Origin of the sequence: Streptosporangium lutulentum, from assembly GCF_030811455.1 — a bacterium.
In the GTDB taxonomy this organism is placed as follows: domain Bacteria; phylum Actinomycetota; class Actinomycetes; order Streptosporangiales; family Streptosporangiaceae; genus Streptosporangium; species Streptosporangium lutulentum.
The window spans coordinates 391,895-412,155 of sequence record NZ_JAUSQU010000001.1; the positions used below are offsets into that span (position 1 = coordinate 391,895).

Below are 20,261 nucleotides of genomic sequence, written 5' to 3' on the forward strand. Positions count from 1 at the left end.
TACGTTGCCGCCCCCCGCCGCTTAAGCCGTTATCGAAAGCTTTTACGGAGGGCGGGGAGAATCAGCGGTAATAGTCGGGGTAGTCCGGCTCCTGTGACCGGTGGTGGTTGCCCCTGGAGTTCGCGCGGTCGCGCTCGTTGGGAGCGGGGGCGGCGGCCTCGGGACCGGCGCCGTAGAGATCGCCGTAGGTGGGCCAGCTGGCCCCGTCGCTACCCGGCGGGACGGGCGGCTCGGGCCAGGCGGCCGGGGATCCCGGAGTGGCCTGGCGAGGCTCGTAGCCGTAGCCTCCGGTCGCCCCGGACCGGGGGTCGGCCGGGCGCTCGAGGGGAGGAACGGTCCGGGAGGGCCCGGTCGGGGTGGAGACCGCCGGGGTCGGCCCGGTGATCGAGTCTTCCTCGATGGTGGCCCAACCGGCGCTCACCTCGTAGGAGGCGGAGGCGGGGGGGTTGTTGTACACGGGTGTTTGGTAGGAGTTGTAGGACGACGGTCCCGGGTCGTCCAGTATGTCGGCGGTGCTCGGAGTCGCGGGCCAGCCTCCGGACTGGGGGGCCGTGGCCTGTGCCCAGGGGTTGTCGGAGATGGGCTTGGGCGGCTCGGGCTGGGCCCGGCGAGGCTCGGGGCGGGTGTTGTACGAGGCCGCGAGCGGGTCGACGTTCGGGGTGGCGGGGAATCCGCCGCTGGTCGTGGGGCCCATCGGGGGCATGTGGGGAAGCGGTCCCGGGCCGGTGTTCGGGCCGGAGGGGCCACCGGTGGCGCCGAGCGCGGGCATCGCGCCGCTGGCGGTCGTGGAGCTTCTGCCGCCTCTGCCGCCACCGCGCGAGTAGGAGCCGCCGAGCGGGTCGCTCAACGGGTCGGGCCTGGAAGGGGCGCCGTTGCCCTGGGCGGGGGTTCTGCCGCCGCCCCGGCGGGAACTCGACCGCTGGGGACGGCTGTCGCCGAAGGTGCCGGGGGTCGGAGCGGGGGAGAAGGCGCCCGGGGTGGGAGCCGCGAAGGTGACCGTCTTCTGCTCGGCGAGCGAGGAGGTCGTGGGGGCCTGATTCGGCTGGACCGCCGCGATCAGGTCGGTGAGATTCGAAGGCAGGGAGGCCGAGGCGACGGCGGGCTCCGGAGAGGGAGCGGGCCGGGAAGCCTGCGGCCTGACGGGCAGGGGCGCCTGCACGGTCACCGCGTCGGCGTCCGCCTGGGGCTGATCCTGCTCGACGGGACGGCTCGCGCCCATGCGGGCCGCCAGGGAGCCCCCGAAGCCGCCCTCGTCGGCCTGGAGCCGCGTCCAGTAGTCGTCGTCATAGTCGTCGGCCTGACCGAACTCGTTCATGCCGCGCTTGCCGCGCGAGCTCGGCGGACGTGGCTGGCGTGGCGGCTTGGGCTCGTCGAACGGGGTCAGGTCGGGAGTGAAGTGGCCCATCCTGGGCTCTCTGGTGGCGAAGTCATCGCTGGACCGGGTAGGGGTCAGCGCCTCCTTTTCCGCCATCTCCCGCAGACGCTCCGCGGGGAGCGCGCTCTCTCTGCGGTTCATCGACCGCATTCCCAGTGCCACGACGACGAGCACGAGGAGCACGACGGCGACCAGACTTACTACGACCGCGATCATTGCACCACCCTCAAGGCCATGGCCTTCCAGCGGCGCCGGTGAGATCGCGCGGCCATCGACGCGACCTGCCCCCTTGGATCACCTGCGCTCGGACATTGGATCTGATTGTGTCGGACCACTATGAGCGTTGTCACACCCTAAGTGAAGAATTGGTAACCATTACTACCTCCGGTGTTTGGCCTGTCACTCAATGTGCGTCGTGGTGAGTCGCCCCCAGGCGATCGTCTTCGCCGCGATGCTCTTCAAGGTCTGGTCGAGAGCTTCGCCCTTTTTGAGGTTGAGCTTGCCCTTGAGTGCATAGACGGTGAAACGATAAGTCTCCTGGGCGTCACATGGCGGGCTGTAGCCCACCTTGCCACTCGTTGTGCGCCCCTCCACGGCTCCCACTGGGACACTGCCTTCCGCCAGCTCGTTGGTGCGGGGGTCGATGTCGAACACGACCCAGTTCACCTCGCCGCCGGTGCGCCCGGTGCTGTCGGTCACGATCGCGACGGACGTGGTGTCGTCCGGCACGCGCGACCAGCGCAACGGCGGGTTGCCGACCGAGCCTTTGCATGAATAGTCGGCCGGCAGTGGATCACCGTCACTCACCCGAGGGCTTGAGACGCTGATCAGCTCAAGCTGCAACCGCTCTGCGGAAGCGGTGCTGCCCAACATGCCACAACCTGAGGACACGACGACAACCGCCGCGGCCATCGCCATTCTGGCGGCTTGCCGCGGGCGGCGCGTAGACGTGCTTGGCTGCCCCATGCCCGATGATGCTACGCGTCTCTGGCGGATGCGCAGACCCGATCGCGAGGTTCCGTCGGGCGGAAATACTCGGGAATCGGGCAGAATCGAGGGACGGAAGGGGTGGGAGGGGACACTGAAATGAGTTTCGTCGCGCTCGATCCCGTGGAGGCCCGCGGCCGTCGTGAGACCGTGAAGATCACGGGAAATCACCTGTTCGCCCTTTCCCGCCCGCCGCTTCCCGGCGCGAGACGGGTCGTGTCGATCGCCCGGCCGGCCGCCGGGATGTGGAAGGATCATCTGCCGAACGCGATGGGAAGCGCGCTGCGGGCCCCGCCCTCCGGCTGCGCGACCCCGGCCGGTCGGCGGGCACCGGCCGAGGTCGTGACGCGACCGGCGCGGGAAGAACGGGGCTAGTCACCGCTCAGCTCCCGGTAGGGCTTCCTGAGCAGGTCGACGAGCGGGATGTGCCGGACCTTGACCGGGGGCGGCTCCAGCGCTCGCAGCAGCAGGTCCGCGGGGACGGCCGCGGCGTCCGGCCGGGGACGCAGCCGGTTCAGGGAGACGGAGGGGGAGTAGAAGTCGTTCAGCCGCTCGTCGAACGGCACGTCGTCGATCGCGATGGTGGGCTCCATGTCAGCTGACCGCCCCGGGACCGAGCTGGAACAGCTCGCGCAACTGGTCGGTGGACAGGTTCGTGATCCAGTCTTCGCCGGTGCCGACCACGCTCTCGGCGAGGGACTTCTTGCGTTCGATCATCTCGTCGATCCGCTCCTCCAGGGTGTCCACGCAGATGAACTTCCTGACCTGCACGTTTTTCGTCTGGCCGATCCGGAAGGCCCGGTCGGTCGCCTGGTTCTCCACGGCGGGGTTCCACCACCGGTCCACGTGGATCACGTGGTTGGCGGCGGTCAGGTTGAGGCCGGTCCCGGCGGCTTTGAGGGAGAGCAGGAACAGCATCGGCTCGTCGTCTTCCTGGAAGCGCTCCACCAGCGCGTCACGCCTCTTCTTGGGCAGTCCCCCGTGCAGCCACAGCACCGGCCGGTCCAGGTGGGCGGCCAGGTAGGGCTGCAGGAGGGAGCCGAACTCGGTGTACTGGGTGAACACGAGGGCCTTGTCGCCCTCGTCGAGGATCTCCTCGGCCAGCTCCTCCAGCCGGGCCAGCTTCCCCGACCGTCCCGCCAGCCGTGACCCGTCCTTCAGCAGATGGGCGGGGTGATTGCAGACCTGCTTCAACCGGGTCATCGTGGCCAGGACGTTGCCGCGCCGCTCGATGCCCACGGAGCCGTCGATCCTGCCCAGCATGTCGTTCACCACGGCCTTGTACAGCTTCGCCTGCTCTTCGGTGAGCGTGCACCAGACTTTCATCTCCAGTTTCTCCGGCAGGTCGGAGATGATCGACCGGTCGGTCTTGAGCCGCCGCAGCACGAACGGCCCGGTGGCCCGCTTCAGCGCGTCGGTGGCGTCGGCGTCGCGCCGTGTCTCGATCGGGTCCTGATAGCGACGCCTGAAGCGCTTGGCCGGGCCGAGCAGGCCGGGGTTGCAGAACTCCATGATCGACCAGAGCTCGGAGAGGTGGTTCTCCACCGGCGTGCCGGTCAGCGCCAGCCGGGTGCGGGCGGGGATGGATCGCACCGCCCGGGACTGCTGCGCCGAGCTGTTCTTGATCGCCTGGGCCTCGTCGCAGACCACCCGGCCCCATTCGAGCGCGGCGAGCGCTCCCAGGTCCCGCAGTGCCGTGCCGTACGTGGTGACGACCAGGTCGGCCTCGCGCACGGTCGCGGCGAGCTCCTCCTCCCGCCTCCGCGTCGCGCCGTGATGGACGTAGACCCGCAGCGAGGGGGCGAACCTGGCCGCTTCCTTCTGCCAGTTGCCGATCAGCGACATCGGGCAGATCAGCAACGTCGGGCTGTGCGCGCCGCTCTCCCGTTCGGACAGCAGCAGCGAAAGGGTGGATATGGTCTTTCCGAGCCCCATGTCATCCGCGAGGATGCCGCCCAGGCCCAGCCCGGACAGAAAGCTCAGCCAGGACAGGCCGCGCTCCTGATAGGGCCGTAGCGTCCCCGCCAGGGCCCGTGGCACGGCGACGGGGGTGAGGCGGCGGTCGGCCTCGCCGGAGAGGAGATCGCCGAGGAGCCCGTCGGCGTCGACGGCGACCAGCGGCAACTCCTCCTCCCCGCCCTCCACGACTTCGCGGATCACCTCGCTGACGGTCCGCTCCCCGTCGCCGCGCTCTTCGACGATCTTCAGCGCCGCCTTGAGCTGATGGTCGTCCAGCTCCACCCACTGTCCCTTGACCTGGACCAGGGGGATTTTGAGCCGGGCCAGCTCGGCCAGCTCCTCTCCGCTGATCGTGTGGTCGCCGATGGCCACGTCGAGCCGGAAGCTCACCCGCTTGTCCAGGCCGAACGCGTCGTCGTCGGCGACCGCGCGCGTGGTCAGCCTCAGGCCCAGTCCCTGACGGCCGGCCCAGGCCGGGAGCCGCACGCCGTACCCGGCGGCCCTGAGCATGGGCGCCCCGTTGCGCAGGAAGGAGAAGGCCCAGGCCGTCTCGACCTTCAGGCTGGACGGCTCGGGGGTGCGCAGCGCGGTGTAGAGATCGGGGTGGAGGCGTACGGCGCGGTTCAGGTCGGTGCGGAGGAGCTCCATGGGCCGCTCCGGAAGCCAGGAAGGACGCTCTCCGGCCCGGATCCGGTCGGCGGACAGGTATCCGGCAGGGTCGCCGGCCGGGGCGAGACCGAACTCCACCCTCCAGGATTCGCCGTCGCCGCCGGGTTCGACGAGCTCGAAACAGGCCCGGACCGGCCCGTCCAGCTCGTGCGCTGAGGCGAACCACCCGGCGAGGGCGTCGCCGAGCGCCACGGCCTCGGCGGGTCTGGCGCCGGGGAGCGAGGCGTCCTCGCCGGTCAGCGCGTACAGCCAGCGGTCGGGCAGGGCCGTCTTGAGCCCCGGACGGCCGCTGAGAATCAGCCGGTCGGGCAGCGACAGGCGGGCCGCGCCGTCCGCCAGGCCGTTCAGCGCCTCGCGCAGCACGTGCGAGGAGGGCCTCTCCTCGGGCACGGCCCTGCAGACCGGAGGCATCGCGGCGGCGAGGTCGGCCACCAGGACGAGGTCGGCGCCGGTGAGCACGGGTCGCCAGCGGGCCGCGTGCTCACCGTCTTCGACGACGAGCTGGGGCAGGATCCGGCCGCGTCGCACCAGGCCGCGCGCCTGCTCGGCGACCACGGCGAAGTAGCGGAGGGAGAGGCCGGGCCCCCATTCGGGCTCTTCGACGGCCTCGCGCACGACGCCCGCGTCGATGCCGGAACCGGAGCCGCCGCCGGACGACCCGGCGTCCGGGCGCGGGCCGAAGCCGGCGTCCGGGTCGATGCCGGAGGAGCCCGGGCCCGGATCGGACAGGGAACCGAACAGGGAGAACGCGTCAACGGGGTGGAGCAGCAGGGCGGGGACGAGCCAGGTGGACATCTTCGGGCTCCGTGCCCGGCTCGTCAGGCCGGACTCGGGAGAGGGCGACGGGCCCGCGGCCGAACCGGGGAGCCGGATGGCGAGCTCGCGCGCCTCGGCTCCAGCCGTGATCCTCGTAAGGGGCTCCGCGGGACCCGCCTCACGCGTGGCCGTCGCGTCGAGGGCCGCGACCAGCGTGGTCGTGGGAGCCGCGAACGGGTGAGGGCGGAGCGCGGCCCGGGAGACGGGGCCGGGGGCCCGGGCGGTGTCCTCCGCCCAGACCCCCAGTCGTCCGTCGACCCATGCACCGTGGATCACGAGCACGCAACCACCCCGTTCTTCCTCATCGTGTATCGCGGCTTCACCCATGGCGCGACCTCACCGTGTGTCGCGACGCGCGGGTGCGTCCTCCCGGCAGGACGCTCCGGCAAGGTTAGACGCGACTGCGGAACGCGAGGATCGCCAGAGGCGCGAAGACCACGGCGAAACCGGCCGCCCAGAGCAGCGAGACGAGGGTGGACCCGGCGACCTCTCCGCCGATCAGCAGGCCGCGGATGGCGTCGGCCAGGTGCGTGACGGGGTTGATGTCGGACCAGGTCCGCAGCCAGCCGGGGAAGGTGTCCGAGGGCACGAGAGCGCTGCTGGTGAACGTGAGCGGCATCATCGTCGAGAAGGAGATCATCTGCACCTTCTCCGGACTGGACGCCTTGAGCCCGATCAGCACCGACATCCACGACATCGCCAGGGAGACCACCACCAGCAGCGCCAGTGCCCCCAGGGCGCCCAGCACGCTCGTCGTGACACGGAAACCGAGGACCATGCCGAACACGACCAGCAGGACGAACGCCCACACCTGCTTGACGGTGTCGGCGATGATCCGTCCGGACAGCGGGGCGGTGCGGGCGATGGGCAGGCTGCGAAGCCGGTCGAAGACCCCCTTGGTGATGTCGGTGTTCAGGCCGATCGCCGTGGACAGGGTGTAGAAAAGCGCGTTCTGCACCAGAAGGCCGGGCAGGGCGAACTGCAGGTAATCGCCCGTCGAGCCGGAGATCGCGCCGCCGAACACGTAGGTGAACAGCAGCAGGAACATGATGGGCTGGATGCTCAGGTCGAGCAGCTCCCACGGGTTGTGCTTGATCTGGACCAGACTCCGCCAGGCGAGCGTCATGGTCTGCCGCAGCGTGGCCAGCGGCGTGACGCGCTTGGCTCCGGCGGGCATCGTCGCCGTCAGCGTCGTCATATGAGGGCCTCTTTTTTCGTCTCGGAGGTCGGTTCGGCTTCCGCGGGGTGCCCGGTGAGGGCCAGGAACACCTCGTCGAGGCTGGACTTGCGCAGCGCCAGCTCGGTCGCGACGATGCCGAGGTCGTCGAGGCGGCGCACGATGACGGGCACGACCGCGGGGTCGTGCACGGAGGTCACGGCCTTTCCGCCGGTGAGGCTCGGAGCCTCGCCCAGGACGTCGCCGAGCACCTTGGCGACCAGGTCGAGGTGGCCGGCCTGGAGCGGACGGACTTCCAGGACCTGTGCCCCGGTGGTCGCCTTCAGCTCGTCGGAGGTGCCGGAGGCGATCACCTTGCCGTGGTCGAAGACCACGATGTCGTCGGCGAGCTGGTCCGCCTCCTCCAGATACTGGGTGGTGAGCAGCACCGTCACCCCGTCGGCCATCAGGCCGCGCACGACGCTCCACAGCTCGGTGCGGCTGCGAGGGTCGAGCCCGGTGGTCGGCTCGTCGAGGAACAGCACCTGAGGCCGCCCCACCAGGCTCGCCGCCAGGTCCAGGCGGCGGCGCATGCCGCCCGAGTAGGTCTTGGTCGCCCGTCCGCCGGCGGCCGTGAGGTCGAATCGCTCCAGCAGCTCGGCCGACCGTGCTTTGGAGTCGGCCCTCGACAGGCCGAGCAGGCGGCCGATCATCATCAGGTTCTCCACGCCGGTGAGCATCTCGTCCACCGCGGCGTACTGGCCCGTGAGGCCGATCAGTAATCGCACCTGATGGGCCTGTCTGGTCACGTCGAACCCGCCGACCGAGGCCGTGCCCTCGTCGGGTTTCAGCAGTGTCGCCAGAATGCGCACGGCGGTGGTCTTGCCCGCCCCGTTCGGTCCGAGGACTCCGAGCAGCCGCCCCTGCGGCACGACGAGATCCACCCCGTCGAGGGCCCGGGTCTCCCCGTATCGCTTCACCAGACCTTCTGCCTGAATGGCATATCGCATCGGCGGCACCTCTCTTTTGTTTTCCCGGCCCCCCAGGATGCCCGGCCCCACCGACATTTCTCCGGGCACGGAGCGGCCGCCGACGAGGGCCGGCCGGCAGATCGCCGATTTGGGGGGAGGCCCGTCCGGACAAGACCGTTTAGGCTGACAGCGTGAGCGACCGAGCCGACGAACACAGGGATTTCACGAACGTGGCGGCGCCAGCCGATCACGGGAGTGAGCGCGGCAGGGGGGTCCCGGGGCGCGGTCGTGTCCCCTTGCGCGACCCCGCCAACCCGGTCTCCCGCAAGGCCATCGCGTTGTGGCTGCTGGAAGCCCTCTTCTGGGCCGTCCTCCTGGTCGGCGGCTCCTACTTCCTGGCCGGGTGGATAGACGGCGACCGGTGGTCCTGGCTACCCGGCTGGGCGGTGGACAACATCCGGTGGCTGCCGGTGCTGGTGGCGGTGCTCCTGGCCCCCGGCACGATCATCGAGCCGTTCTGGCGCTACGCCGTGCACCGGTGGGAGCTCAGCGAGGACGTCGTCTACGCGCGTTCCGGCTGGATCAGCAGGGAGTGGGTGTTCGTCCCGGTCAGCAGGATCCAGACGGTGGACAAGGCACAGGGCTGGATCGAGCGGATGCTGGGTCTGGCCACGGTCGAGATCCGCACCGCCTCCCACGCGGGCTCGTCCACGATCAAGGGTCTCGACTACAAGGTCGCGGCAGGACTGGCCGAAGGGCTCGCCCGCCGGGCCGAGGAGCTCAGGGACGACGCGACATGACCGAACCTCCCGGCGAGCGGCCCCTTCCCGGACGGCGGGCCCCCTCCGAAGACCTCGGCCCCGGACGAGACCGGGAGAACCCCGGACCGGCCCCGGAGGCCGTGCAGGACGCCGTGCAGGACGCCGTACCGGACGACGGGCGCGAGGACGTGCGTGAGGACGTGCGCGCCGTACCGGGCGACGGGCGCGAGGATGTGCGCGCCGTGCCGGGCGAGGCGTGGGCCGCGCCTGACGGCGGGAACGGCGAGGCGCCGGTGGTGCCGGCCGGGGAGTGGACCGGGGAGCGGGCCGTGCCCGACGGCGGGCAGGCGTCGCCGATCGGCGGGTACGGCGAGGCGCCGGCGGGGCCGCACGCGTGGGCGTACGGCCTGCCGGCCGGTGAGCCGTTGCGGCTCAGCCCCAAGGTGCTGCTGACCGACCCGATCCGGATGCTGCCCTCGCTCTTCCTGCCGCTGGCCGGTGTCCTGTTCCTCGGCGGGTTCTCGCCCCGCTCGTTCGTGTGGGCCGCGCTGGGAATAATCGGCTCGGTCGCCTACGCCGCCGTCCGCTGGGCCACCTTCACCTACCGGATCGTCGACGACCGGCTGGAGCTCAGCCGGTCGCTGGTCAGCAGGTCGGTACGGACGATCCCGCTGGAGCGGATCCGGGGCGTCGACGTCAGCACGCCGCCGCTGCACCGCCTGCTCGGCATCGCCGTGCTCAGGATCGACACCGGCGCGAGCGGTGACGAGAAGCAGGAAGGCGAGCTCAACGGGGTCACCGTCGCGGAGGCGGAGCGGCTCAAGGCCGTGCTGCTCTGGCACGCCCGCGCCCGGATGGCCAGGCGCGCTCAGGCACGCGGAACCGTTCCCGGGGCGGGATCCGCCCTCCCGGCGGCGGAGCCCGGCGCGTCCGGTGCGCTTCCCGCGCTCCCCGGCACGCCGGAGAGCGCGGCTCACGCCACCGTCGGCCACGAGGTCGGCGACACGACCCCGGAACGGGTGTTCTTCGTGCTGCCGCGCAAGTGGCTCGCCTACGGACCTCTCTCCGGCGCCTACCTGCTGACCCCCTTCGCGCTGCTGGCCGGTGCGGTCGGCCTGGCGTTCCAGTGGGGCAGCGAGCTCAGGATCGACGGACGGCTCGTGGTGAACGCCGGGGAGTGGCTCTGGGGACACCCGGCTCTCCTCGTCGGAGCCCTGCTGGTGCTGGTTCTGGCCATGCCGGTCGTCGGCATGATCATGTACGGCGTGTTCAACTGGGACTTCACCCTGCGAGGCCGCGAGGGATACCTCGTCGCCGAGCGCGGCCTGATCACGCGCAGAAGCGTGTCGCTGGAGCGGCGCAGGGTGCGGGGGTTCGAGCTGGTCGAGGGGCTGATCGAGCGCCGCGTGGGACTCGCCCGCGCGTGGGCGATCGTGACCGGCCTCGGCGATTCGGCGACCCGGGGCCAGCTGCTGCCCGTGGTGCCACGCGACACCGTGCTCGACGTGGTGAGCGAGGCGATCGGCGCGGTCCCCCCGGGGCTTCGGCCGCATCCGGCGGCGGCACGCAGGCGACGGCTGTTCAGAGCGATCTTCCCCTGGCTGGTGGTGGTCGCCTGCGCCTCGGCCGCCGCGCTGGAGTGGTCCACGTACTGGTGGTGGCTCGCGGTGCCGGCCGCGATCGGCGCGCTGCTGGGCATCCCGCTCGGCCTGGACCGCTACCGCTCCCTCGGCCACACCTACGACGGGACCCGCCTGTCGGTCCGCTCGGGCTCGCTGCGCCGTTCCCAGGCCGTGGTGGAGGAACGGGCGGTCGTGGGCTGGACGCTGAGGCAGACCTGGTTCCAGCGGCGCGCGGGAGTGCTCACCGTCGTCGCCGGGGTGGGCGCGGGCTCGGGAGGTTACTCCGCCCTCGACGTCGGCGAAGCGCAGGGAGTGGCCTTCGCCGCCGAGGTCACACCCGACTGGTTCGCCTCGTTCGTCACCCCCGAAGCGGCTCGGGCCCCGGAGGCCGATCGCGACCTCCGGGCTCGTTGAGGCTCACGCCGCCCCGGAGACCTCCGAGAAGCCCGAGGCCCCGGAAGGCCCCCGGGTGTCCCCGGAAACCCCTGGAGGCGGCGGACACGCCCGCCTGTACGGCGAAGCGGGGGTGACCGGAACACCGGTCACCCCCGCTTCGTGTGGTGCGGTCAGTCCTGGCGGCGAGCGCCGAACATGATCTCGTCCCAGGTCGGCACCGAGGCGCGCCGGCCCCGGGCCTTCTTGGCCGGCCGCGCCGGAGTCGGTGCCGGTTTCGGGGGTTCGGCGGGCTTCGGCGGCTCCACGGGTTTCGGCGACTCCGCGGGCTTCTCCGCCGCGGGCTTCTCGGCCTCGGTCTCCTGCATTGCCCCCGTGTCCCCCTGTGTCTCTTCCTTGACCGGCTCGGCCGCAGAGGCCTTGTCCACGCTGACGCGTGCCGCCGGTACGGCCACCGGACCCTCCTGGGCCGGCTGGGCCTCCACCGTTACGGGCTCGGGAGCGGGGGTCTCCTTCGCCTTGGGCGCGCTCTCCGCCACGAGGGCCGCCGGCTCGGCGACGACCTCGGGGGGTGAGGGCTGCTCCCGGACGGGCTCGGGCTCGGCCCTGACCTCGGCGGGGGCGGGAGGGGCGGCCGGAGGCTCCGGCGTCGCGGCGGCCTCCGGAACGTCCCGGGCGACCGGCTCGGGCTCCGGCGTGGCGGCCACGACGGGCGCGAGGACGGGTTCCGCCGGGCGGACGGGCTCCGGGGGCCGGACCGGCTCCCGCACGGCGGGCTCCGCCACGGCGTGGGCGGGTTCCGGCGTCACCGGTGCCGGCTCCGCGATCACGGGCGCGGGCTCGGGGAACGTGACCCGCGCGACCGGCTCGGAGACCTGCGCGACGGGCGCGACGGGCTCCGGCGGCCGGACCGGCTCGGAGGTCCTGTCCGGCTCGTAGCCGGACGGGTCCGGAGCGCGCAGCGGAGGCACCGACACCCTCGGCGCCTCGTAGCCGGGCGGGAGCGGGGGCATCGGCGGCTGCTGGTAGGCCGCGGGAGGCTCGGTCTGGGCGTAGACCGGCCGGGACTGGGCCGGTGGCTCGGTCTGGGCGTAGGCCGGCCGCGACGGAGCCGGTGGCTCGCTCCGGAGGACCGAGGGGAAGGACACCGGTGGCTGGTTCAGCGGCTCGGGTGCCAGCGGCGGCACCGGGGCGAGCTTGGCCACGCGCGGCACGAATGGGGTCACCGTGCTGTCCTCGGGCGGCTCGACGTACTCGCCCGCGGACAGGCGCATGGCCTCGTCGTCGTGCGGCGTGATGTGGCGCCGGCGCGGATCGAAGATCCATTCGGCGTTACGGGTATGACCGTTCCAAACGAAACCGAGCTTGATCCGCCACAGGTTGTCGTCCCGTTTGGCGGAGTCCCATTCGATCTCGTCGGCGGGCACGCCGCGACGGGTCAGCCGCTCGGCGACGAGGTCGCCGAGGGTAGGACCGGGAGCGGAGTCACCCGGCAGTCGCACGGCGCAGCGTTGCGCCTGCTGAGCCATGTACTCACGTTCCTGGAGCACGGGGCCCTCGAACCATCGCACGCGCTCGACCGGGATGCCCGCCGTGGCGGCGATCTCCTCAGCGGTCTCGCCGGCACGGATCCGGGCCTGGATCTCCTTGGGGCGCAACGGACTCTCCACTTCGATCTCGTACTGGCCGAGACGGGAGAAGTTGCCGCGGACGGCAGCACGGAGCCGGTCGTCGACGGGCAGCGTGAACCGGGTGCCCCGGCCGGCTGTCGCCAGCACGAGGTAGGTCCCGTCCTCGCTCACCGCGACGAGTCGGAGCTCCTGCATGCGAGTCCCTTCGTCGTCGTGCTCAATCTTCCCCCGGACCCTTGAGTCTCTCGCGTGTGCCGGTTGCCTGCCAGCACCGTACCCGGCATGTCCGAACATCGCCTTCCTGGATGGGGCTCGCAGCGATGTGACGCCGGTCACATTTGCTCCATTCATCTACTTACAGGACACCGGTATGGAGCAGCAAGTTCGCGGTCCTCATCGGATTCTCGCGAATAACTCCGGATACCGCTGTGGACTTCGACCAAGAGCTGGAAGATGGTGGTGAGCCCGGCCCGCCAACCCTCGGGTGAAATATCGCGATTGCGAAGGTGTGCGAAGGTAGGCCGTCGCCACCCGTGGCGACGGGCGGTGACGGCGGGCCTGGACGGCGGGAGAATGTCATCTCCAGCGGACTCCCTCGGGGTTGAGCGGCGCGGGGCGTTTGCCGAATCTGCCTGTCACCGGCGTCACAGGAACAACAGGACACGCGGACGCGTCACTCTTCGAGGGAGCCTTTGCGTTCCCCTTTACCGAAAGCTTGCGGGAAGCGGTCGGTTCGGGGAACGGGGGCTCGGCGGAGGCGGGGGTCAACCCAGAACGGTGCCCAGGTAGTCGTTGGTGAAAACGCGCTGCGGATCCAACCGGTCCCGGAGCGCCCCGAAGTCGGCGAACCGGGGATAGACCGTGGCCAGGTAGGCCGCGTCGCGGGTGTGCGCCTTGCCCCAGTGCGGACGGCCGCCCAGTCTCGCCATGATCTCCTCGACCTCCTCGAAGTAGGCCGCGTTCGGTGTCGGCCGGTAGATGTGGCAGGCGATGTAGGCCGACTCCCTGCCGTAGGCGGTGGACAGCCACGCGTCGCCGGCCGGGGTGACCCGCACCTCGATCGGGAAAGTGATCTTCCAGTTCCGCCGTTCCACCAGGTCGCGGGTCTCACGGAGGGCCTGGCCGAGGTGCTCGCGCGGGATGGCGTACTCCATCTCCAGAAACCGCACGTCCCGCACGCTCGTGAAGATCTTGTACGAGGTGTCGGTGTGGGCCGATGGGGAGAGCGCCGCCGCCGAGATCGCGTTGAGCCGGGGGATCGCGCCGGGGAAGCGCCTGCCGACGCCGCACAACGCGCCGAACAGCGTGTTCTCCAGGAACGTGTTGTCCAGCCAGTGCCTGAACGCGCTCGGGGGATCGGGCGGTCCCTCACTCCGGTTGTTGCGCTTGGTCAGGCAGGTGTCGGTGTGCGGCAGCCAGAAGAAGTCCAGGTGCTCGTTGCCCGAGATGATCGCGTCGAGCGAGCCGAGGATCTCCGTCAGCGCCATCGGCTGCCGGACGCTGCGCAACAGAAACGACGGCTCCACCCGGAAGGTCACCGCGGTCACCACGCCGAGCGCGCCCAGGCCGACCCTGGCGGCGTCGAACAGGTCCCGCTCGCTCACCTCGTCGCGAATCTTCCCGTCGCCGTCCCCGCGCACCGTGACGATCTCGCCGTCGGCGAGCACCAGCTCCAGGGCCAGGACCTCCTCGGCCAGTCCTCCGGTCTCCCTGCCGGTGCCGTGGGTGCCCGTCTGGATGGCTCCGGCGAGGGTCTGGGCGGTGATGTCGCCCATGTTCGCCAGGGCCAGGCCCATCCGGTCGAGTTCCTCGTTGAGCGCGTCGAGCGTCGTCCCGGCCGCGGCCGTCACCCAGCCGTCGCCCACCTCGCGGATCCCGGTCAGCGCGTTCGGCCGCAGCAGGAGGCCGTCGGTGAGCGCGACTCCGGTGAACGAGTGGCCGGTGCCCATCATGCGGACCCTGCGCCCCGACGCGGCGCCGTCCCGTACGGCCCGCGCCACCTCCTCCGCCGAGGAGGGCGTGCGGACCTCCGCCGGGGAGAAGACCTGGTTCCCGGCCCAGTTGGAGAAGACCTCGCTCATGCTTCCTCCCGCCCGGCCGGTGTCACCCGGCTTTCGCGGTGCGGCCGTGAGGCGTCACCATCCTGACCGCGGTCCATGCCGCGCACCGCCGCGTTCGCCGGGTCGCTCGCTCCGCCAGTGAACATGAACAGTACTCATGATTACTGCTGGGCAACAGGGGTTCGCAGCCAGGCGGAGCCGCCGACGCCGATGGCCACGGCCAGCAGGGCGCAGGCGAAGGAGAAGCCGTAGGCGTTGGAAGCGCCGAACGAGTCGGTGAGCCTGCCGCCCGCCCAGGCGCCGAGCGCCACGCCGAACCCGACCGAGGTGGAGATCCACGCCATGCCCTCGGTGAGCAGGTGGGTCGGGACCAGTCGCTCGATCAGCGTGTAGCCGGTGATGATGGTCGGGGAGATGGCCAGCCCGGCGAGGAACAGCGCGACGGCCATGACCCTGATGTCACCGATGAGGGCGATCGGGGCCAGTCCGAGCGCGAACACCGCCAGCGCGCGGACGAACCTCTGGCGCAGGGAGATCTTCCACTGCCGCGCGCCGTACCAGAGCCCGGAGACGAGGCTTCCCCCGGCGAACGCGGCGAGCAGCAGCCCGGCGGCCGACAGGGCGCCGTGTTCCTCGGAGAACGCCACCGTGATCAGATCCACCGAGCCGAACACCGCGCCCATCGCCAGGAAGGAGCAGGACAGCAGGGCCACCCCCGGGATGGTGATCGGACTGCCCGAGTTCCGGTCGCCGGGGCGGGCCGGCGGCTGGGTGCCGCGCTGCAGGGCGAAGGCGAGGGTGCCCCCGATCGTGCAGACCAGGGCCACGATCAGTCCCGCGTAGGGATTGATCATGGTCGCCAGAAGGGTGACCAGCGCGGGTCCGCCGACGAAGATGACCTCGTCGGCGACCGACTCGAAGGAGAACGCCGCGTGCAGCCCGGCGGACCCGGCCAGCAGGTGCGACCAGCGGGCGCGCACGAGCGAGCCGAGGGAGATCGCGGTCGCGCCGGCCGCGACGGCGGCGGCGAACAGGGTCCATGGGGGTGTCCCGAACACCGCGCAGAGCATCATTCCTGTCAGCGCGGCGCCGTGCGCCAGGACGAGCGGGACGATTACTCTGGCCTGGCCGTACCTGTCCACCAGGCGAGCGGACAGGGGCCCGGCGACGGCGAACGCGACGTTGAAGGTGGCCGCCACCGCGCCCGCCATCGCGTACGAATCGGTGAGGGTCTCGATGAGCAGGATCATGCCGATGCCGAGCATCGACATCGGCATCCGCCCGACGAACCCGGCGATGACAAAACCTTTGACGCCGGGTGCGTTGAACAGCCCCCGGTATGGCCCGACCACTGATTCTCCTCTTTCACGCACCTGCGGCGTGGAGCGTACCGACGATTCCGCACAAAGCCGCTGCCCGGCAAGTGATTTCCGGACAATGGCCCAGATGGTGGGCCGTTGGGGCTAACGTGAGCGCGGTGTCGCATCTTCCCGGGTTGAGGGCATTCGTCCCAGCGCTGGCCATCATGATCACTCTTGCGGCCGCCTGCGGCGTGGTGTTCGCCGTGCTCGCCGCCGCCCAACCGGCCGAGGTTCGCAGGGCCGTGGCCGCCGAGTCCGACGTACGGGATCTGACGGGACTCGTCCCGCTGACCGGTGCCCCGGCGGCCAGGCCGGCCTCCGTGACCCCCAGGCCCTCGCCCTCCGGAACCCGCGCCGCCGGCGGGCCCGGCCTCACCCCCACCCCGCCCAGCCTGCTCGTGATCTCCCAGTCGACGCTGCCCCAGGAGACCAAGGACGACATCTCCCGGCTCAAGCACGTCCAGAAGATCGACTCTTTTGACGGCGGGGCGGTCAAGGTCTCCGGGATCGGGCTGAACCTGCTCGCGGTCGATCCCGCCCGCTTCCGCGCCTGGGCGCCGAAGGCCGTGGCCGATCAGCCGGGGGTGTGGAACGCCCTGAACAACGGCGAGTTCGTCGCCGACAGTTCCGCGACGCGCCGTTTCGGCCTGGTCCTCGGCTCGGAGTACCAGGTGGACGGCGGGCCCCGGCTGCGGGCCGCGGCCTCCGCGCCGTTCGGCCTGCCCGGCGTGGACGGCCTCGTGAGCGAGGAGACCGGCCGGCGCCTCGGGCTGCTGCCGGGTGTGGCGCTGCTGGTGAACGGACCCGAGAAGGCCTCCGCCGCCCTGAAGAGCGGGGTGAGCAAGTTGCTGAGCCCGGGGACGCAGGTGGTCGTGGTGGGCGGGAACCGTACCGCCGGGACCGTCGTGGAGAAGGCCACCGCCAAGAAGGCCGTACCTGACAAGGCCGCCACCGGTGGCGGCGCCGCCGCGGACGAACCGGTGGCGGCCCGGCGGGCGACGGTCGGAAGGCCCGGCAGCTACCTGGAGCTGTACCGCCTGTCGGCCGGGGTCTGCCCGGGGCTGTCCTGGACGGTGCTGGCCGCGATCGGCCAGGTGGAGAGCTCGCACGGGCGCAACAACGGCCCGTCGTCGGCGGGCGCGCAGGGGCCGATGCAGTTCATGCCCGCCACCTGGAAGGCCTACGGGGTGGACGGCGACGCCGACGGCGTGGCCGACATCTGGAGCCCCTACGACGCGGTTCCCTCGGCGGCCAACTACCTGTGCGCCAACGGCGCGGGCCAGGGCGGCAAGAAGCTGGAGAAGGCCATCTGGTTCTACAACCACTCCTGGTCGTACGTCGCCAAGGTCATGTCCATCTCCCAGGCCTACGCCGCCACCTACCCGTGACGGCGGGGCGGGGCCGGGCAGCAGGTGGCCGCGCACATGGTCGGCTCCGGCTCGGCCAGCAGTTCGCCGACCATCGAGACGAACCGCGGATGGGTGCCCGCGGTGGCGGCCCTGGCGAGCGGAAGGCCGAGTTTTCCGGCCACCTCGGCGGCCTCCACGTCGAGGTCGTAGACGACCTCCATGTGGTCGGAGACGAAACCCACGGGCACCAGCACCACGGCGGGGGCGTCGATCGCCTCCAGGTGGTCGCAGACGTCGGGCTCCAGCCACGGGATGTGCGGAGGGCCGCTACGGCTCTGCCAGACCAGGTCCCACTCCCGCTCGCCGCCCAGCTCCGCGGTGATCAGCGAGGCCGCCCGGCGCAGCTGCGCCTCGTAGGCCCCGCCGCCCGGCCCGGCGGTGCGGGCCATCGAGATCGGGATGCTGTGCGCGGTGAAGACCAGCCGTGCGGCGTCCCTGTGCTCGGCGGGCAACCGGTCCAGGGCCTCGCGGGTGTGGTCCACCATGGCCGCGATGAACCCGGGGTGGTCGAAGTAGTGCCGGAGCTTGACGACCTCCGGGGCGCCCTCGACCGCGGCCCTGGCGAGGGCGATGTCCTCGAGGTACTGCCGGCAGGCCGAATACGAGCTGTAGGCGGAGGTGACGAAGGCCGCCGCCTTGCGCACGCCGTCGGCGGCCATCCGGCGGAGCGTGTCCTCGAGGTAGGGGTGCCAGTTGCGGTTGCCCCAGTAGACCGGCAGGTCGATGGTCGGCTCGACGGCCGAGATCAGGTCGCGGCACTGCTGGTTGATCGGGCTGAACCCGCCGAAGCGCTGGTAGTGCGCCTCGACCTCCAGCAGCCGCTCACGCGGGACCCCCCGGCCCCGCACCACGTTCTCCAGAAACGGCATCACGTCGTCAGGCTTCTCCGGGCCTCCGAACGAGACGACCAGCAGTGCGTCGTAAGTCCCCATGACATTCATCAAACCGCATGCCGAGGTGTCCTTTTGCATGATCACACTGGGTCATTCGACATCGACCGTGCGGATGGATGCATGACGGATACATCTCCGCACCTATTGCGGGGGTAAGTTCGAATCCGTGACCCCATTCAACGATATCCGTGATTATGTCGGCGTACCGCGGCTGGCATCCCTGCGGCTCTCCCCTGATGGAACCCGTCTGGTCGCCGTGGTGCAGGCGCTGAATCCCGATGGCAAGTCCTACGGGACGGCCCTGTGGGAGATCCCTCTCGACGAGCGCAAGCCGTACCGGCTGACCCGATCCCTCAAGGGGGAGGCCGGGGCCGAGTTCACCGCCGGCGGCGATCTGCTGTTCGGCTCGCGCCGCCCCGATCCGACGGTCAAGGATCCGGACGAGGACGTTCCGGCGCTCTGGCTGCTGCCCGCGGCCGGCGGCGAGGCCCGGCAGATCGCGTCGAGGCCCGGTGGCGTCGCCGGGTTCGCGACCGGAGGGCAGACCGTGGTCTTCGGCTCCGACGTGCTTCCCGGTGACGAGGCGGGGGAGGCGGAGCGGCGCAAGACCCGCAAGGAGGCCGGGATCAGCGCGATCCTGCACGAGAGCTACCCGGTGCGGTACTGGGACCACGACCTCGGCCCCGGCGAGCCCCGGCTGTTCGCCGGAACCATCGGAGCCGACGACCGGCTGGCCGAGGTCAGGGACCTCACTCCGCAGCCGGGCAAGGCGCTGATGAACGCCTCCTACGAGGTGACCCCGGACGGCTCCACGATCGTGACCACCTGGGCCGTGCCCCTTCCGAACGGCGAGGTCCGTTTCGACCTCGTGGCGATCGAGACGTCCGACGGCGGAGCCCGCCGGGTCCTGGCCACCCAGGAGGGCCACGACTTCGAGGGCCCGATCAAGGTCTCTCCCGACGGGCGCCTGGTGGCGTGCGTCCGGGGCAACCACGCCGACAGCGACCGGATCCCCGAGAACACCCTGTGGATCGTCGACCTGGCCACCGGTGAGGGGCACGCCGCCGGCGGCGAGCTGTGGCCGGCCGACGTCGCCTGGGCGCCCGACGGGCAGTCGCTGTACGTGGTCGCCGACGAGCGGGGCCGCCGCCCGATCTTCCGGGTGCCTGCCGACGGCTCCGAGCCGGTACGGCTCACGCCCGACGACGCGGCGTACATCTCCCTGAACGTCGCGCCCGACGGCGCCGTCTACGCGCTGCGCAGCAGCTGGAGTGCGCCGGCCGCGCCGGTCAGGGTCGCGGCCGACGGCACGGTGGAGGAGCTGGCCTCTCCGGCCCCCGCCCTGGAGCTGCCCGGCACGCTGACCGAGGTCACCACGACCGCCGACGACGGCGCGACGATCAGGGCCTGGCTGGTGCTGCCCGAGGGCGCCTCGGCGGAGAACCCCGCGCCCTTCCTGCTCTGGGTCCACGGTGGTCCGCTGTCCAGCTGGAACGACTGGTCCTGGCGCTGGAACCCGTGGATCATGGCCCAGAACGGCTACGCCGTGCTGCTGCCCGACCCGTGCCTGTCCACCGGGTACGGCCCCGAGATGATCCGGCGCGGCTGGGCGAACTGGGGTCCCCGTACCCACTCCGACCTGATGTCGATCACCGACGCCGCGCTGGAGCTGCCGGAGGTCGACGCCACCCGGACCGCCGCCATGGGCGGTTCGTTCGGCGGCTACATGGCCAACTGGCTCGCCGGGCACACCGACAGGTTCAAGGCGATCGTCACCCACGCCTCGCTCTGGAACCTGGACCAGTTCGCCGGGACGACCGACGCGTCCATGTACTGGCAGCGGGAGTTCGGCGCCCCGGGCAGCGAGCTGTACGAGAAGCTCTCCCCGCACCTGTCGCTGGAGGGGATCTCCACTCCGATGCTGGTCATCCACGGCGACAAGGACTACCGGGTGCCCATCGGCGAGGGGCTGCGGCTCTGGTGGGACCTCCAGCGTTCGGGCGTGGAGTCGAAGTTCCTGTACTTCCCGGACGAGAACCACTGGGTGCTCAAGCCGGGCAACGCCGTGGTCTGGTACGAGACCGTCCTCGCCTTCCTGGCCCAGCACGTCCTCGGCAGGGAGTGGAAGCGGCCGGAGTCGCTGTCGTGAACCCGACGCGGCGAGCGGAGTGGCCCGCGAAGGATGAGCGGTCCGCGCA

Annotated in this window: 15 protein-coding genes; 5 read left to right on the forward strand and 10 right to left on the reverse strand. The window is 71.2% G+C overall.

Features of this window, described 5'->3' with window-relative positions:
• Positions 1–61 precede the first annotated feature (61 nt).
• The gene (locus J2853_RS01660; protein WP_307554190.1) at positions 62–1,591 is read right to left on the reverse strand and encodes a hypothetical protein; all 1,530 of its coding nucleotides are present in this window, start codon (positions 1,589–1,591) and stop codon (positions 62–64) included.
• A gap of 183 nt (positions 1,592–1,774) precedes the next feature.
• Entirely contained in the window at positions 1,775–2,248 is a 474-nt protein-coding gene (locus J2853_RS01665; RefSeq protein ID WP_307554192.1) for a YbhB/YbcL family Raf kinase inhibitor-like protein, read from the reverse strand.
• A 213-nt stretch (positions 2,249–2,461) separates the two neighbouring features.
• On the opposite strand from J2853_RS01665, the gene J2853_RS01670 reads away from it, so the two are divergent.
• Positions 2,462–2,737 (forward strand): hypothetical protein, encoded by a 276-nt coding sequence (locus tag J2853_RS01670; RefSeq protein ID WP_307554194.1) that lies wholly within the window; start codon positions 2,462–2,464, stop codon positions 2,735–2,737.
• Here the strand turns inward: J2853_RS01670 and J2853_RS01675 are convergent.
• The 4 genes from J2853_RS01675 to J2853_RS01690 form a co-directional block, all read right to left on the reverse strand.
• Positions 2,734–2,955: a hypothetical protein gene (locus tag J2853_RS01675; RefSeq protein WP_307554195.1), complete on the reverse strand. Its 222-nt coding sequence runs from the start codon at positions 2,953–2,955 to the stop codon at positions 2,734–2,736. The genes J2853_RS01670 and J2853_RS01675 overlap by 4 nt on opposite strands.
• Position 2,956: 1 nt before the next feature.
• Entirely contained in the window at positions 2,957–6,088 is a 3,132-nt protein-coding gene (locus J2853_RS01680; protein WP_307554197.1) for a DEAD/DEAH box helicase, read from the reverse strand.
• A gap of 109 nt (positions 6,089–6,197) precedes the next feature.
• Complete coding sequence (locus J2853_RS01685; RefSeq protein ID WP_307554199.1) at positions 6,198–7,004, reverse strand: ABC transporter permease; 807 nt, start codon at positions 7,002–7,004, stop codon at positions 6,198–6,200.
• Entirely contained in the window at positions 7,001–7,972 is a 972-nt protein-coding gene (locus J2853_RS01690; RefSeq protein ID WP_307554201.1) for an ATP-binding cassette domain-containing protein, read from the reverse strand. Before J2853_RS01690 ends, J2853_RS01685 begins: the two co-directional genes overlap by 4 nt.
• 152 nt (positions 7,973–8,124) lie before the next feature.
• Between J2853_RS01690 and J2853_RS01695 the strand changes: the two genes are divergently transcribed.
• Both J2853_RS01695 and J2853_RS01700 read left to right on the forward strand, forming a co-directional pair.
• On the forward strand, positions 8,125–8,733 hold the full coding sequence (locus J2853_RS01695) for a PH domain-containing protein (RefSeq protein WP_307554203.1): 609 nt from the start codon (positions 8,125–8,127) through the stop codon (positions 8,731–8,733).
• Positions 8,730–10,730, forward strand: coding sequence for a PH domain-containing protein (locus J2853_RS01700; protein WP_307554205.1), 2,001 nt, complete (start codon positions 8,730–8,732; stop codon positions 10,728–10,730). Before J2853_RS01695 ends, J2853_RS01700 begins: the two co-directional genes overlap by 4 nt.
• Before the next feature lie 152 nt (positions 10,731–10,882).
• Here J2853_RS01700 and sepH read toward each other — a convergent pair whose 3' ends face one another.
• The 3 genes from sepH to J2853_RS01715 all read right to left on the reverse strand — a co-directional run bounded on the left by sepH (position 10,883) and on the right by J2853_RS01715 (position 15,752).
• Positions 10,883–12,535 (reverse strand): septation protein SepH, encoded by a 1,653-nt coding sequence (sepH, locus tag J2853_RS01705; protein WP_307554207.1) that lies wholly within the window; start codon positions 12,533–12,535, stop codon positions 10,883–10,885.
• A 569-nt stretch (positions 12,536–13,104) separates the two neighbouring features.
• Positions 13,105–14,421, reverse strand: a complete 1,317-nt coding sequence (locus J2853_RS01710; RefSeq protein ID WP_307554209.1) for a D-arabinono-1,4-lactone oxidase — start codon at positions 14,419–14,421, stop codon at positions 13,105–13,107.
• A gap of 140 nt (positions 14,422–14,561) precedes the next feature.
• Positions 14,562–15,752 (reverse strand): MFS transporter, encoded by a 1,191-nt coding sequence (locus tag J2853_RS01715; RefSeq protein ID WP_307554211.1) that lies wholly within the window; start codon positions 15,750–15,752, stop codon positions 14,562–14,564.
• 173 nt (positions 15,753–15,925) lie between these two features.
• On the opposite strand from J2853_RS01715, the gene J2853_RS01720 reads away from it, so the two are divergent.
• Complete coding sequence (locus J2853_RS01720; RefSeq protein ID WP_307554214.1) at positions 15,926–17,149, forward strand: lytic transglycosylase domain-containing protein; 1,224 nt, start codon at positions 15,926–15,928, stop codon at positions 17,147–17,149.
• Here J2853_RS01720 and J2853_RS01725 read toward each other — a convergent pair.
• On the reverse strand, positions 17,140–18,102 hold the full coding sequence (locus J2853_RS01725; protein WP_307554216.1) for a ferrochelatase: 963 nt from the start codon (positions 18,100–18,102) through the stop codon (positions 17,140–17,142). The genes J2853_RS01720 and J2853_RS01725 overlap by 10 nt on opposite strands.
• Before the next feature lie 127 nt (positions 18,103–18,229).
• On the opposite strand from J2853_RS01725, the gene J2853_RS01730 reads away from it, so the two are divergent.
• A complete protein-coding gene (locus J2853_RS01730; RefSeq protein ID WP_307554218.1) occupies positions 18,230–20,212 on the forward strand; it encodes a S9 family peptidase in 1,983 nt (660 codons plus the stop codon).
• Positions 20,213–20,261 lie beyond the last annotated feature (49 nt).

Excerpts from the sequence above, each read along its gene's own strand:
- J2853_RS01660 (WP_307554190.1), bottom strand. The coding sequence starts at position 1,591 with ATGATCGCGGTCGTAGTAAGTCTGGTCGCCGTCGTGCTCCTCGTGCTC.
- J2853_RS01665 (WP_307554192.1), bottom strand. The coding sequence starts at position 2,248 with ATGTTGGGCAGCACCGCTTCCGCAGAGCGGTTGCAGCTTGAGCTGATC.
- J2853_RS01670 (WP_307554194.1), top strand. The coding sequence starts at position 2,462 with ATGAGTTTCGTCGCGCTCGATCCCGTGGAGGCCCGCGGCCGTCGTGAG.
- J2853_RS01675 (WP_307554195.1), bottom strand. The coding sequence starts at position 2,955 with ATGGAGCCCACCATCGCGATCGACGACGTGCCGTTCGACGAGCGGCTG.
- J2853_RS01685 (WP_307554199.1), bottom strand. The coding sequence starts at position 7,004 with ATGACGACGCTGACGGCGACGATGCCCGCCGGAGCCAAGCGCGTCACG.
- J2853_RS01690 (WP_307554201.1), bottom strand. The coding sequence starts at position 7,972 with ATGCGATATGCCATTCAGGCAGAAGGTCTGGTGAAGCGATACGGGGAG.
- J2853_RS01700 (WP_307554205.1), top strand. The coding sequence starts at position 8,730 with ATGACCGAACCTCCCGGCGAGCGGCCCCTTCCCGGACGGCGGGCCCCC.
- sepH (WP_307554207.1), bottom strand. The coding sequence starts at position 12,535 with ATGCAGGAGCTCCGACTCGTCGCGGTGAGCGAGGACGGGACCTACCTC.
- J2853_RS01710 (WP_307554209.1), bottom strand. The coding sequence starts at position 14,421 with ATGAGCGAGGTCTTCTCCAACTGGGCCGGGAACCAGGTCTTCTCCCCG.
- J2853_RS01720 (WP_307554214.1), top strand. The coding sequence starts at position 15,926 with ATGATCACTCTTGCGGCCGCCTGCGGCGTGGTGTTCGCCGTGCTCGCC.
- J2853_RS01725 (WP_307554216.1), bottom strand. The coding sequence starts at position 18,102 with ATGGGGACTTACGACGCACTGCTGGTCGTCTCGTTCGGAGGCCCGGAG.